The organism is Geobacillus sp. C56-T3 (assembly GCF_000092445.1).
GTDB classification, from domain to species: domain Bacteria; phylum Bacillota; class Bacilli; order Bacillales; family Anoxybacillaceae; genus Geobacillus; species Geobacillus thermoleovorans.
This window is the reverse complement of record NC_014206.1, coordinates 1,594,551-1,607,547: the sequence shown is the minus strand read 5'-3', so window position 1 is coordinate 1,607,547 and position 12,997 is coordinate 1,594,551. Positions and strand designations below refer to the sequence as shown.

Annotated in this window: 13 protein-coding genes; 3 read left to right on the top strand and 10 right to left on the bottom strand. The window is 53.2% G+C overall.

What is annotated here, in order from left to right; genetic code table 11:
- Positions 1 to 86 precede the first annotated feature (86 nt).
- Positions 87 to 1,943, bottom strand: a complete 1,857-nt coding sequence (shc, locus tag GC56T3_RS08095; RefSeq protein ID WP_013145080.1) for a squalene--hopene cyclase — start codon at positions 1,941 to 1,943, stop codon at positions 87 to 89.
- Positions 1,944 to 2,027: 84 nt separating this feature from the next.
- Between shc and GC56T3_RS08090 the strand changes: the two genes are divergently transcribed.
- From GC56T3_RS08090 to GC56T3_RS08080, 3 genes are all read left to right on the top strand, one after another.
- Positions 2,028 to 3,179, top strand: a complete 1,152-nt coding sequence (locus tag GC56T3_RS08090) for a DUF2515 domain-containing protein (RefSeq protein WP_013145079.1) — start codon at positions 2,028 to 2,030, stop codon at positions 3,177 to 3,179.
- Positions 3,106 to 3,561: a CBO0543 family protein gene (locus tag GC56T3_RS08085; protein ID WP_033012777.1), complete on the top strand. Its 456-nt coding sequence runs from the start codon at positions 3,106 to 3,108 to the stop codon at positions 3,559 to 3,561. Before GC56T3_RS08090 ends, GC56T3_RS08085 begins: the two co-directional genes overlap by 74 nt.
- A gap of 99 nt (positions 3,562 to 3,660) precedes the next feature.
- Positions 3,661 to 4,479, top strand: coding sequence for a rhamnogalacturonan acetylesterase (locus GC56T3_RS08080; RefSeq protein ID WP_013145077.1), 819 nt, complete (start codon positions 3,661 to 3,663; stop codon positions 4,477 to 4,479).
- A gap of 160 nt (positions 4,480 to 4,639) precedes the next feature.
- Here the strand turns inward: GC56T3_RS08080 and GC56T3_RS08075 are convergent, their stop codons facing one another.
- The 9 genes from GC56T3_RS08075 to GC56T3_RS08035 form a co-directional block, all read right to left on the bottom strand.
- Positions 4,640 to 5,617: a bile acid:sodium symporter family protein gene (locus GC56T3_RS08075; protein WP_013145076.1), complete on the bottom strand. Its 978-nt coding sequence runs from the start codon at positions 5,615 to 5,617 to the stop codon at positions 4,640 to 4,642.
- 143 nt (positions 5,618 to 5,760) lie between these two features.
- Positions 5,761 to 7,539, bottom strand: a complete 1,779-nt coding sequence (locus GC56T3_RS08070) for an adenine deaminase C-terminal domain-containing protein (RefSeq protein ID WP_013145075.1) — start codon at positions 7,537 to 7,539, stop codon at positions 5,761 to 5,763.
- Between the two features lie 87 nt (positions 7,540 to 7,626).
- Positions 7,627 to 8,076, bottom strand: coding sequence for a thioesterase family protein (locus GC56T3_RS08065; protein WP_011231476.1), 450 nt, complete (start codon positions 8,074 to 8,076; stop codon positions 7,627 to 7,629).
- A 24-nt stretch (positions 8,077 to 8,100) separates the two neighbouring features.
- Positions 8,101 to 9,678, bottom strand: coding sequence for a benzoate-CoA ligase family protein (locus GC56T3_RS08060; protein ID WP_013145074.1), 1,578 nt, complete (start codon positions 9,676 to 9,678; stop codon positions 8,101 to 8,103).
- 122 nt (positions 9,679 to 9,800) lie between these two features.
- On the bottom strand, positions 9,801 to 10,598 hold the full coding sequence (locus tag GC56T3_RS08055) for an enoyl-CoA hydratase/isomerase family protein (protein WP_013145073.1): 798 nt from the start codon (positions 10,596 to 10,598) through the stop codon (positions 9,801 to 9,803).
- 143 nt (positions 10,599 to 10,741) lie between these two features.
- A complete protein-coding gene (locus GC56T3_RS08050; RefSeq protein ID WP_013145072.1) occupies positions 10,742 to 11,386 on the bottom strand; it encodes a Phenylacetic acid catabolic protein in 645 nt (214 codons plus the stop codon).
- Positions 11,387 to 11,406: 20 nt separating this feature from the next.
- Complete coding sequence (locus GC56T3_RS08045) at positions 11,407 to 11,622, bottom strand: hypothetical protein (RefSeq protein ID WP_013145071.1); 216 nt, start codon at positions 11,620 to 11,622, stop codon at positions 11,407 to 11,409.
- The gene (locus tag GC56T3_RS08040; RefSeq protein ID WP_011231480.1) at positions 11,619 to 11,945 is read right to left on the bottom strand and encodes a metal-sulfur cluster assembly factor; all 327 of its coding nucleotides are present in this window, start codon (positions 11,943 to 11,945) and stop codon (positions 11,619 to 11,621) included. Before GC56T3_RS08040 ends, GC56T3_RS08045 begins: the two co-directional genes overlap by 4 nt.
- Entirely contained in the window at positions 11,945 to 12,880 is a 936-nt protein-coding gene (locus GC56T3_RS08035; RefSeq protein WP_011231481.1) for a Phenylacetic acid catabolic protein, read from the bottom strand. The genes GC56T3_RS08040 and GC56T3_RS08035 overlap by 1 nt, the downstream gene beginning before the upstream one ends.
- Between the last annotated feature and the right edge of the window lie 117 nt (positions 12,881 to 12,997).

Sequence of the window (12,997 nt, the reverse complement as noted above, 5' to 3'; positions counted from 1 at the left end):
CGTCATATTTCGTTTCTCGCCGACAGCGAGAGGGTGATGCACTATGTCATGGCAGCGTTCCATCACCGCCTCGTACGGACGGTTGGCTAATCCACAAACGGTCCGAACTTTTGCTCGTAATGGGCGAGCGCCAACAGCGGAAAAATGTAGCGGTAGCCATGGTAATGGATGTAAAAGGCGCCGGCCATCCCTTGTCCGACCGGGTACGAGGCGGTCCAATCCGGGTGATGAAGCATACGGACTAGGGCGCGAACGCCGGCTTTTATTTCCGCGGTCGGACGATCGGCAGCGGCGACTAGCGCATCAAGCGCCCAGGCGGTATGGACCGGCGTGCTGGCGCCGAGCGGCACATACGTCTTGGCTCCGTCGCTTTTGCACGATTCACCCCAGCCGCCGTCGTCATTTTGGATGCGCAACAACCAGCGGACCGCTTTTTGCATCGTCGGATGGTCCGGCGGAACGCCGACGGCCGAGAGCCCGGTCACCGCCGCCCATGTGCCGTACACATAGCAAATCCCCCAGCGCCCATACCACGAACCGTCGGCTTCCTGATGGTCAAGCAGCCAGTCGACGGCGCGGGCGATGGCGGAGTGGTCTTTCGTTAATCCAGCGAACGTTCCGAAATATTCGAGCGTCCGTCCGGTCAAATCGGCTGTTGACGGATCCATCAATAAAAACTCCGCCCCTTCGATCGGCAAATACCGCCAAAACCGTTTGCCTACGTTCTTTTCAAACGCCGCAAACCCGCCGTCATTGTTTTGCATCGAAAACAGCCATCGATTCGCCCGGTCCCACGCATGGCGAAACGCCGTCTCTTTCGCTGCCGCCTGGCGGATAGCGCGCAGCGCGGCCGTTGTATCGTCGACATCCGGGTTCATCGTATTCACATCGGAAAATCCCCAGCCGCCCGGTACGCCGTACGGGTTGTGCACCGCCCAGTCGCCGTAGCGAATGTGCTGGCGCGACAACAAATAGCGGTTCGCTTTCTCAATCGTCTGGTCGGTCGGCGGCACGCCCGCTTCCTGCAGCGCATAGCTCGCCAACGCCGTATTCCAGACGGAAGCGGTTGTATATTGCATATGCGTATGCCCATCGATTTCGGTTCGCAGTGAGCGCAAACCGCGAACAGCTCGGACAATATGCGGGTCGTCTTTTGGATAACCAAGCGCGAGCAGCGCAAAAATGAACAAAAACGTCGAACTGAAGTAGCTGTACAACGTTCCGTCCAGCTCAATATGATCAAACATATAACGGACGGCGCGTCGTTTGGCGGCATCGTGCAGTTCAGCCGGAAAACCGATCAACGCTCGCTTGATGTATGACCATAGCGCCCGGTTTTCCGGCAGCCGCCAACCTCCACGGGAAGCGGCCAAATCACACAAGTCTGGGCTTTTCGCCGTTTTCCTACTGTACCGGCGCTCCGCGGCGACGAGAAGCGGAATCATGTTCGCCCTTCCATACACGGAAAGGTCATACATATTAAGCGGAAACGACGGGGGGAGAAGGAAAAAGGCAAGCGGCAGCGGAAACCGCCTAGGCCATGGGTACTGTCCAGTCAAAGCCAGCATCACTTTTGTAAATAGATGGACGTTCTCTAAACCGCCCATTTCCAAAATGCGCATTTTTGCCTTTTGCATGTGCGGATCGGTTTTTTTTCGGCAGCCGGAGTAAAGCAAGGCATAATACGCCTCGGTTGTCGCTGTCACACTGCCGTCACCTTCATCCGCAAACAGCTTCCACGCCCCGTTTGCCCCTTGCCGGCTCTCGATTCGCTCGACGAGCGCTTGAATCAACGGTTCATCATTTATTTCAAGCGTCCGTAATAAAATGATCATATAGGCGTCTGTCGAAATGCCTGTTTCAAACGGAAACCGCCACGATCCGTCGGCCGCTTGCGACCGTTTGAGCACGGCAATCAACGTGCTTCGTTCGTCGGCCACCATGCATCGCCTTCCTTTTTCACAAAATTCCGTTTCCTTCCATATTTATTCGTCTGATGGGCGGTCGATGCACCAAAGGGGGTCACTATGCGTTGCCTGAGGCCGAAAGCGTCATCCCTTCCCCTTTCCCTTATTGACGTCTATCGGGAATTAAAGAAAAAGCAAAAGAAAGGGTACACGATCGTATCTGAACGTGACTTAACCGCCAAAGAGCGGCAGCTCATCCGCCGCATCCGGGCGGTGACCGCGGAACACAACGAAAACAATGTGACCCGAACGGCGGCGTATCTCGATTTTTACTTGCGCCATCGCGAAATTCATTGGGCGTTTTTAGGACATATGGTGTCGCGCAACGGCGGCTGGAACATGACCGACTTAAAAGGGGAGCTGCTCATGCGGCTGCTCTCGGAAGACGAGCGGCAGTCGTTTTTCACCTTTTTGGAGCGCGGCAACTGGCTGATTTTCCAAGATATTTATCCGCAGTTTTTGCTGTATGAAGAAAGCCAAAAGTACGGCCGACCGCTCTTTTATTTATTGCCGTATGTTGGCGTTTCGACGTTTATGGAAACGATATGGAATCATTTTTGGCACCGCGGCGATCTGTACACGTTGGCCATCGCCCTCGTGATTAACGAACAAAGCTATTTGGAACGACGAGTCATTCAACATCCCGTATTTCAGCAAACCGTTTTTCAGACGCTCAAATTTCAACTACAAGAGCTGCTCCATTTCAATCACATCTTGTTCCCGCATGACGACGGCCAAGGCGGCACCGCTTTGATCGATCAAACGCTTCATCAGTTTGAGTCGCTCCATGAACGCATTTTGCTTGGCAAACGGCTGTACTCGATTTTGTTTGACAATGAAGAAACGCTGGAAAATGCGGTGCGCTGGGCTGTCAGCCATCCGCATACCGGTTCGCGCAAAGATTATTGGCCGCACTTGTTTAACGATGTGTGCGAATCGTTTCCAAGGGAACCGTACCGCCGCCGCGTCCGCGACTGCCAAATCGTTCCCGGCGCCCCGCGCCTGTACAGCCCACAGCTTCGTCACGCGTGGAAAAACGTCGTCCATGAGGCGGCCGAACCTGGCGATTGGTTTACAGATCCGCACGTCGTCCGCTATCTTGTTAAACCGGAACAACGGATCAATGGGGAGATCGTTCATGCGTATTGTGAAACACTTGAAAAAATCGAACTGGCGATCATCGCCAAAAACGCCTTCTTCCACGCGCGCTAGGCGCCGCGCCTATCTTGCCTCGGCGCTGCTTTCCTCTTGGGCCGGGACGTATTTGGATTTGTATTTCACCGGAAAAGGGGTGTACGTCTTTCCGAAGCGCCCGTTTCCATCCCTCTTTTCGATCGATATTTTCTTTACGATGGTGGTTCTTCCGCTATGCACCGTCTTGTTTCTTTGCCTGATGGAGCGGCTTGGCCGCCTCGGACGCATTGGCTTGATCATCGCATCGGCCGCATTGATGGCAACATTCGAAACGAAAGCAGAAGCGTACGGCTTGTTCGTTCACGCCGCTCTGTGGAGGCATTCGTATTCTTTTGCTGGGTATGGCGTATTTCTCGCCGTCATCTGGAGCTTTTATCGCCGGTTTCAACGGATTGACTAGCATCGATGCGCATAAACAAGCGGCTGACAAGCCACGATAACAACGAAACGAACTGTTGGCGAAAATAGGACGAACTGTTGTTGAGTAGGAGGAACCTGTTTGAAAAGAAAACAAGCCGCTTTCTTGTGCTCCGTCATCATTGCCATCGGCGCCGTTCTAATGGCTAGGACAGCGACGAACGGAGATGCAGCCAAAGCAAGACGGGGGACGACCATTGTCATCTATTTGGCCGGCGACTCGACGGTCGCCGCCGCTCCCCGCTCCCGCGCACCGCGAGCCGGATGGGGGGAAATGCTTGACGGCTGGTTTGACGATCACGTAGTGGTCAAAAATATGGCCGCTTCTGGCCGAAGCGCGAAAAGTTTTATTGAGGAAGGGCGGCTCGAGCGCATTTTGCGGGAGCTCAAAAAAGGCGATTATTTGTTCATTCAGTTTGGCCATAACGATGAAAAGGCGAACGATCCGGCGCGTTACACCGAACCGTTCACCTCTTACCAAGCGTACTTACAACAATATATTGACAGCGCCCGGGCCAAAGGGGCGATTCCCGTCCTCATCACCCCGGTCGAACGACGGCGGTTTTCTGCCGACGGACGGGCGCTCGATTCCCACGGACGCTATCCTGCCGCCATGAAAGCGCTCGGAAAACACGAACGTGTCCCAGTGATCGATTTGACAACGAAAAGCAAACAGCGGTTTGAACAGCTCGGTCCGGAGCGGACGAAACGGTGGTTTTTATGGCTCGCACCGGGCGAACACCCCAATTACCCGGACGGCATCAACGACAACACCCACTTTCACCGGCGGGGGGCGAAGGAAATCGCCCGGCTCGTCGTGGAAGGAATTGTCGAACTCAACCTTCCTCTTCGCCGCCACCTCATCCGTTCACCGGAACGGGAACATGCGCCAAGCCGCTAGGTCGGCTCAGCCCTGTCCCTCCGCCGCAGCAGATCCATCGCCCACCCGCGAAACGATGGCGCCGGCAACGCCTTTCTTTGGTCTGCTGCCCATGCCCGTCCGATCCCGGATGAACAGTCTTTTTGGCCCTCGCCGGACGCCGCTGCCCGCCTCCCGTTGTCTATCGGGCGCTGCCGGCAAACGGCGCCTGACTGCCCGACGACAAATGATAGGTTTTGTCCAGCAGGCGATGGTACATAGACGCGAGCACTTGCTGAAACAGCATGCCGAGAACGACCGGCACGCTGACGGCCGGCGGAAAATACGTCATCGCGAGCACCGCGCCGGCGCTGATGTTGCGCATCCCGCCGGTAAACGTCAGCGCAATGATGTCCGGCGGGGCAAATTTCAGCCAGCGGGCCGCCATCCAAGAAAGGAAATAACCGGAGCCCGCAATCACGAAGACGAGAAACGCCATGAAAACCAAGCGGGCGTCAGCATGGCCAAAATACGGAGCGACAACCGCGCTATTGATCATGACAACAAGGACAAGCGCCAGTTTGGAAAATGGCGCCAATCCCCCCGCCAGCCGTTCATTCGCGCGGCCGGACAACCGCTCGCTGACCAACATCCCGCCGAGCGACGGCAAAATGATCATAAAAAACAACCCGAGCACCATTTGCCAAACATCGATCTCAACCGCGCTCCCAGCGAACAAAAGCAATGTCAACGGCACAACGACCGGCGACAAAAACGTATCAATCAAAATGACGGACAGCGCCAACGCCAAGTTTCCCCGTCCGATCGACACCCAGATGAAGCTCGTCACCCCGGTCGGAATGGCCGTTGCCAACACAAATCCGATCACCGTCAACCGATCGTGGCCGAAAAACAAATGCCCAAGCCCAAACGCCCAAAGCGGGATGACGAGGTGAAGCAAACATAACGCTGCGGCAATCGGGCCGGGATGGATGAATGCCTGTTTCAAATCAGCCAACCGCAGCCGCAAACTGCCGCTAAACGTCATAAACGCAAACAGCCACGGCACAAGTGCGGCATAACCGTGCAACTCTTTGGACAGCCATAAACCGATCGCCACGCTCGCCGGCGTCAGCAACGGCAGCGCCTTCTCAAGCCGGCGGTTGATCGATTGCCACATCGGTTTCATCTCCCCATCTCGCCTTCAAGGGCGCGTTCGCATTTCCTATGCCTACATTTTTCTATTATACACCGCGGCCGCACATGGGGGCGACACATTTTCAAAAAACCGACGGACAATGGACCAACCGACCAGCGTCCAAGCTACTTCGCCACTTTTTCCTCTAACCGTTCAGCCGGCAAGACGACCTCTCCTCGCTTCACATCATACAAACCGTACGGGATGAGGCGAAGGCCTGGCAAAAAGTCGCACGTTAAAAACAAGAGCGTATACAAAATATCGTGAAAAGGAAATCCACGTTTCTGGAGGACTGCAAGCAGTTCGTCATGGAAACGGACGGCCGTGCCAAACGAATGGTCAGTGGTCATCATGCCGGTAAACGGCAGCGGAATTTCCACCACTGTCTTGCCGTCATCCACGACGACAATCCCGCCACCCATCTCATACACTTTTTTCGCCGCTGCCGCCATCGCTTTCGGATTCCGGCCGATGACAAGCAGTTCTGTCGTTGTGTTGTACGTGGACGCCATGCCGTCGATGTCCACGGCAAACCGTTCCAAAATCGCTTTGGACACCCATTGGCCGTCGCGGGCAATCAGTGCGGCATACAACAGCCCCGGGTGGGAGGAAAGATCCGCATAGCCGCCAACAGACGGAAGATCCACATCCTTTCGCTCCGTAATGACATTGCTTTTAAAATACGCAACCGGCACCGGCTTATCTGGCTCCGGATGCGGATAACGGTATAAGCGCTCATCATCGAGCCATTCTTTTGCAAATCGAAACGGTTTTTTCGATGCGTACCGATTCCAGTCGACTTCAGGCAACGGCGTCAGCAGCTTGCCGTCGCGGGCAACGATGCTTCCTTTGGAAATGACAAGCGACGGCTTGAAAGTGACCAAATCAGGGAGCAAAATGATATCGGCGAGTTTGCCGGGGGCAATGCCGCCGATGTCATCATCAAGCCGCAAATATGTCGCTGCGTTGATGGTCGCCATTTGCAGGGCGGTCATCGGCGGCACACCGAGCTCCACGGCCTTCCGAACCAACCCGTCCACAAACCCTTCTCGCTCGATAAAACCCGGATGCGGACCGTCTGTTGTCATCGTGATTCGGTGCGTGCTGACCTTTTTCTCTGTGATCAAGCGGATGATTTCCGGGAAATCCGGGCGGAGCGAGCTATGACGAAGCGTCGTCCATAGGCCGAGCCGCAGCCGATGGAGCGCCTCTTCAGCCGTGATAGCTTCATGGCAGGCGCTGACGCCGCTTGCGGCAATGCTGTTGAGTTTCTCATACGAACAGCCGGCCGTGTGGCCATCAACGACTTTTCTCGCACGTTTCGCTGCTTCAATCGTATCGATTAAAAAAGGATCACCTTGATACAACAGCGGCCATCTTGTCACTTCCGCCGTCCCGACGACTTCATCCATCTCGAGCAGCTTTCGAATTTCCTGCGGGTCGAACCAATCACGCTCCCCTGAAAAATCAGCTTGCGACACCAAACGGACGAGCCAAAAGAAATTGCCCGGCAGCGCCCGCAAATCTTCGATCATCTGCCGAAAGCCATCGACGCCAAAGTGCAAATAAAAAAACAAGTCGTCGTTCACCGTCGTCGTCGTGCCGAGGGGCAACACTTTGGCCGTCATGCTGACGGGATTGTAAATCACCCATGGGTGAGCGTGAGGCTCGATGAATCCGGGTGAAACATACATCCCCTCTGCGTCGATGACGATCGTATGTTCATCGATCGCAACTTCGTTTTCCCCGACATAGGCAATTGCATCTTGATAAATGGCGACGTTTTGACGCAAAAATTCGCCCGAATAGACGTTGGCTACCGTTCCACCCTGAATGACGATATCGGCCGGACGGCGCCCTTGCGCCACTTCAATCAACTCCGTCCGCTTCGCTGTTCGAATCATAAGCCCTTTCCCCCTTCCTCAGCTTAGAGAAAAAGCAAGCCAAGACGCAGCAAGGCGAACTTGGCTTTCCCATTCCTTTCCCATTCATTAGGCATTCAGCAACGGATTCATATGGACACATGCCCCTACCCCGTCTTCCTCCAACAACTGCCGGACATCGTCGGGAATCGGCACGGCAAACATGCGCCCGTTCTCCTCTTTCACCCATCCTCTTAACTCAAAACCGTGGCCGGTTCGCACATCTTGGCGGAACACTTCATGGCGCAGCTTGATCGTTTTCCTGTTGACTTCTTCCGCCGTTGTTTTAATCGTAATAATGTCATCGTAATATAACGGGCGCTCAAACGTACAGCCGACATCAAGCAACGGAAGAATGATATTTTGTTCTTTCATCAGTTTTGCTGGTGACAATCCTATGCTGCGGAAAAACTGATGGCCGGCAATATCAAACCATTTAAAGTAGTTGGGGTAATAGACGATGCCGGCTGCATCGGTATCGCCAAAGTTGACGCGCAGCTGAAACTCGTTTTGCTTCATAGCCGATCGTTCCTTTCGCCTCGCTCATCGTTGTTTCAATAGTTGCCGCAGTTTAAATCGCTGAATTTTTCCAGTGGCTGTTTTCGGGAGTTCGTCGATCAATTCGATGATGCGCGGGTATTTATAGTGGGCCAGATGTTGCTTTGCAAATTGCTTGAGCTCTTCTTCCTTCTCGGCTGAACGAGGAACGCCGTCTTTCAACACGACGAACGCTTTCGGAACCACCAACCCGTTTTCATTTTCCATGCCTACCACGGCCGCTTCCAACACGTCGTCATGCCGCAGCAGACAGTTTTCCACCTCGATCGGGGAGACCCAAATGCCGCCGACCTTCAACATGTCATCGGAGCGCCCGCAATACCAGTAATACCCTTCTTCGTCGCGGTAATATTTATCGCCGATATACAGCCATTCCCCAACGAATTTTTGCTTGTTTTGCTCGTGAAGGTTCCAATATCCATGGGCGATCGAGTCGCCGCGAATGATCAAGTCGCCTACTTCATTTGGGGGCAGTTCATTCCCTTGTCCATCAATGATTTTTACTTCGTAGCCCGGGACTTCTTTTCCGGAGCTGCCCGGTTTGACGTCGCCAATGCGGTTGGAAATGAAAATGTGCAACGCTTCCGTCGAACCGATGCCGTCTAAAATGTCGACCCCAAACAGCTGTTTCCATTTATAATAAAACGATGGCGGCAACGCTTCGCCAGCAGATACGCAAACACGCAATGAGCTAACATCAAAGCGCCGGCCCGTTTTTTCGACATAATCAATCATGGCGCCGTACAACGTCGGCACGCCGAAAAAAATCGTCGGCTTGTACGTTTCAATCGCCTGAAACATCACCTCCGGCGCAGGCCGCTCTTTTACAAGCACGGTCGAGGCGCCGACGCCTAACGGAAAATACATTCCGCCGCCAAGGCCATACGCAAAATACAGTTTCGACGCCGACAGACAGCGGTCATTTTCGTTGATTTCCAGCACTTGTCTGGCGTATGTGTTTAACGCATATTCCATATCGTGCTGCAAATGGATGATTCCTTTCGGATCCCCAGTGCTTCCTGAACTGAACAGCCAAAACGCCGCATCATCCTTGTTCGTCGGCGCCGCTGCCAGCTCCCGACCCGCGCAGGCGAGCAACCGATGAAAGGAAAGTGTGCCCTCGACGGAACTGTTAGCGTTTTCATGAATGACGATGACATCTTGCAAAAAGGCGAACCGCTCGCGAATCAACTGAAGGCGCTCCCATAAGTCTTCATGAATGACCAACCCTTTTGCACGGCTGTTGTTTAAAAAATATTCGTAATCTGACGGCTGCATCATCGTATTGACTGGAATCGGCACTGCTCCAATTTTGATGGCGCCAAAAAACGTATAGATAAACTCGGGAGTATCGTGGCAGATCATCACCAGCCGATCCTCTATCCGATAGCCAAGCCTCCTCAGCATATTGCCGGTTTGGTTCACCTTTTCCTGCAATTCCCGGTAAGAAATTTGCTCATCGCGATAATAAATGGCTGTCTTCTCGCCCAATCCGCCCTGAACGTTATGGTCAATAAACACCCCTGCCGCATTGTACAGCCTTCCGAACCCGCGCAATTCCATCGTTCACCATCCCATTCCTCATGAAATTGAACTGCCCGGTAAATCGGCGTGCCAAACAACTGGGCAGCGAAGCCCTCGAAAGGATGAACCTGCCCCTTCATAAGGGCTCCGCTAACCACACATTAAATGCCTTTCCAATTCGGTTGGCGTTTTTCCAAAAAGGCGCTCAGCCCTTCTTTCGCGTCTTCGGAGCGGAACAGCAAGTTTTGCAGCTCCCCTTCATAGCGGATCGCCACATTGAGCGGCATTTCTTTCCCATTCATGATCGCCAGCTTGATGTTCGAGACCGCGTACGTCGCGCTATTCGCGAGCTTGCGTGCATACTCCCGCGTCCGCTCTCTCGTTTCCGCCTGCGGGAACACCCGGTTGACCAGCCCAATCTCCAATGCCTCCTGCGGCGTGATCGTTTCGCCCGTAATGTTCATATCGAGCGCCCGCGAATAACCGATGAGCCGTGCCAGCCGCTGCGTCCCGCCCGTTCCGGCCAATACGCCAAGCGATACTTCCGGTAGCCCGATTTTTCCGGCTTCATCGCCCATAAACCGCAAGTCACACGCCAATGCCATCTCCAACCCGCCGCCAACCGTATGCCCTTCTAAGCAGGCGATGTACACTTGCGGCGAACGCGCGATTTTGTCGAGCGTCTCATTGCAGAACAGGCAAAATTGCGTTTTAAAGCGCGGGTCAGCCGACCGCAAAAAGTTGATATCCGCTCCGGCCGAGAAAAACTTCGGCACATCACTCATGACGATGACGACTTTGATGTCTGGGTCAAAGCGGATGTCATCGATCGCTGCGTTGAATTCTTTGTAAAATTCGAGATCATACGAGTTCGATTTGTTAATGTGCAGATGAATCTCGGCAATTCCATCTTGCTTAAAAACGGTTAAATATTGTTTTTTCGTTTCTACAGCTGTCATTGTTCATTCCCCTTCCTTCAAAAATGATTTGATTGTTTCACGCAGACAACGACGGATAGACCTTGTTTTGAAAAGTTCATTTCCCTTGCGCTTCAAGAGAGAGAAAGAATACCGTCTGTTCCTCACCTCCTTGTGTGCCGTTGTTATTTCAACTGAACGAAAGGTTCAGCCGCAACCGTTTTCAATTCCTGCTGCAGCCGTTCAACGAGTTTGACTCCGTTCGGCAAGTACCCTTCCTGCTGCAGCTCTTCCTTACTTTCAACCTTTTTTAACCAAGCCGCCGTCTCGTTCGCTGCAGCGTTCAACGCTTCGCGGAAACGATGCGGAACAGCGCCGCGGTCATGAACGAGCTGTTGAGCCCAATGTTTGGCGTATACAAGATGATCTTGTTGTTCTCGGATCAACTTCTGGATTCGCGATACAATGGCAGGATGGTTGGCATCAAGTGCGGATTGCAAAACAACGTCAATGGCGGTGTTTGTTGCATATAGTGCGGCAATGAGCGTGATCCAGTTATGAACGTTGATGGCGCTGGCCAGCGCTTTTCCGGTTTGTCTGTATATTTCCGGCTTTCTTCCTTTCAAACCGCGCAAATCAAAACACCAGTTGTATAACAAACGCGCATGTCCCAGCTCTCCTTGCGCCATCGCGATCGATGCCAGCGTGGCTTCCAAATTGGGACCGCTGACCCCGACCTCAACGAGGCGGTCGCCAAGGACGTATTTATTGTCAGCGATCGTTTCGAGCAACTCAATCAGCGAATGCACAGCCGGCTGCATTTGTTCCATTTTAAGCCCTCTCCCCTCTTTTAGGCGAATAGCCACTTCGGTTTTCTCACCCAAATGAGCTCGCTGCGGTCGACAACGACCATTTCCGCCCAATCTTCCTCATCGTACGTGTAAGAAGCATACACTTTCGCCAACTCCTCGTTTTCCGCCTCCACCGTGCCGATGTGGGACAGTTGGTCGCCCCGTTTCACCCGTGCGAAAATGTCAAACGTTTTTCGTTGTTGGACCGCTGTCATGTAGAGCTCACCCCCCAATATTTCAATTTCTCGCGCCCTTCTGGACTGATCCGATCGACCGTCCACGGTGGATCCCAAACGACGTGAATATGCACGTCGCGAATCTCTTCTTCCTTGAGCAGACGGTTGCGAATGTCTTGCTCGATCCACTCCATGCAAGCGCATGATACCGCTGTATACGTCATGGTCACATGAAGCTCGTCGTCCACTTTTTCAATGCGGTAAATGAGCCCCATATCGACGACGCTGATTGGAAATTCTGGATCCATCACTTCTTTCAGCGCCTGCCAATACTTTCCCGTTTCGGCGTTCCGTTTGTCCATCACACCGCTTCCTTTCGCAGTTGTTCGAGCTCTTTGGCCCCACGTTGAATCCGTTCCACGAATTCCTTATTTTTCGGCCCCCGCTGTTTAAACCGTTTGATGACGTTGTCCCACGTATCCGGCTGATCGAACAGCCATTTTTTGTTCACCGGGTCAAATTTGCACGGGAACGGCACATCAAGCACGTATTTTTGTTGCTCCTCATCGTAATGGGCTGGGACTTTGACGCCGATCGATTCGCAGAACGGAACGGCCGTTGACAGCCATTTTTGCCGCAGTTCGTCATTCGTCCGCCCTTTTAAGCGGTACTCCAGCTGCGCTGAGCGGCTTTTCAACCGATCCTCGACCCCGAAAAACTCGAGCGCCATTAAAAACATCCAGTCAACCGCTTTTTGCACTTCTTCGCGCAAATTCGGATCCTGCATCGCTGTTCTCATAATGATCTCGCCGTTGCGAAGATGAAACAGCTCCTCTTTGTCCACTTTGACGAGCGCCCGCTTCCATGGCCCGTACGATGTATGCTCGAACGCATCGCCAAGAAGGGTGTAGCCCGCACGATCGAAAAAGGCGTTAAAGACGCCAAGTTCAATCCAGTTTGAGAGTTCGAAGTCGAAAGCATACGGATTTTTCCAGCAGTGCGGCTCTCGTTCATAGAGCAATTGATCGACGTCTTCGCCCAAATCTTTCAACAGCCGATAGGCGATGTGGGCATGGCCGATTTCATCCTGCATAATGGCCAGCGCTGTGATTTTGCTGTTTAACGTCGGCGCTTGATCGTACACCGTAAGCAGCGGCGGGACGCTCAGCAACTCGGTGTCGCCGACGATCGTCAGCGTCTGTTTCAACGCGTTTAAATACTCTTCGTTCATATCGTCAATGCCTTCGACGATAAATCCATTTTGGACTTTCTCCTTTAGCAGCGTCGCTTGGTCCATATTCCCACCTTCCTTATTATGTTTTTTAAACTATCGTATTATATACATAATGTTAATACAACGTAAAGATTATTGTCAACATAAAAATAAGAAAAATCAGAAAATTATTTTCAGTCG

Excerpts from the sequence above, each read along its gene's own strand:
- GC56T3_RS08055 (WP_013145073.1), bottom strand. The coding sequence starts at position 10,598 with ATGACAGCTGTAGAAACGAAAAAACAATATTTAACCGTTTTTAAGCAA.
- GC56T3_RS08050 (WP_013145072.1), bottom strand. The coding sequence starts at position 11,386 with ATGGAACAAATGCAGCCGGCTGTGCATTCGCTGATTGAGTTGCTCGAA.
- GC56T3_RS08065 (WP_011231476.1), bottom strand. The coding sequence starts at position 8,076 with ATGAAGCAAAACGAGTTTCAGCTGCGCGTCAACTTTGGCGATACCGAT.
- GC56T3_RS08045 (WP_013145071.1), bottom strand. The coding sequence starts at position 11,622 with ATGACAGCGGTCCAACAACGAAAAACGTTTGACATTTTCGCACGGGTG.
- GC56T3_RS08085 (WP_033012777.1), top strand. The coding sequence starts at position 3,106 with ATGCGTATTGTGAAACACTTGAAAAAATCGAACTGGCGATCATCGCCA.
- GC56T3_RS08075 (WP_013145076.1), bottom strand. The coding sequence starts at position 5,617 with ATGTGGCAATCGATCAACCGCCGGCTTGAGAAGGCGCTGCCGTTGCTG.
- GC56T3_RS08070 (WP_013145075.1), bottom strand. The coding sequence starts at position 7,539 with ATGATTCGAACAGCGAAGCGGACGGAGTTGATTGAAGTGGCGCAAGGG.
- GC56T3_RS08060 (WP_013145074.1), bottom strand. The coding sequence starts at position 9,678 with ATGGAATTGCGCGGGTTCGGAAGGCTGTACAATGCGGCAGGGGTGTTT.
- GC56T3_RS08090 (WP_013145079.1), top strand. The coding sequence starts at position 2,028 with ATGCGTTGCCTGAGGCCGAAAGCGTCATCCCTTCCCCTTTCCCTTATT.
- shc (WP_013145080.1), bottom strand. The coding sequence starts at position 1,943 with ATGGTGGCCGACGAACGAAGCACGTTGATTGCCGTGCTCAAACGGTCG.
- GC56T3_RS08040 (WP_011231480.1), bottom strand. The coding sequence starts at position 11,945 with ATGGACAAACGGAACGCCGAAACGGGAAAGTATTGGCAGGCGCTGAAA.
- GC56T3_RS08035 (WP_011231481.1), bottom strand. The coding sequence starts at position 12,880 with ATGGACCAAGCGACGCTGCTAAAGGAGAAAGTCCAAAATGGATTTATC.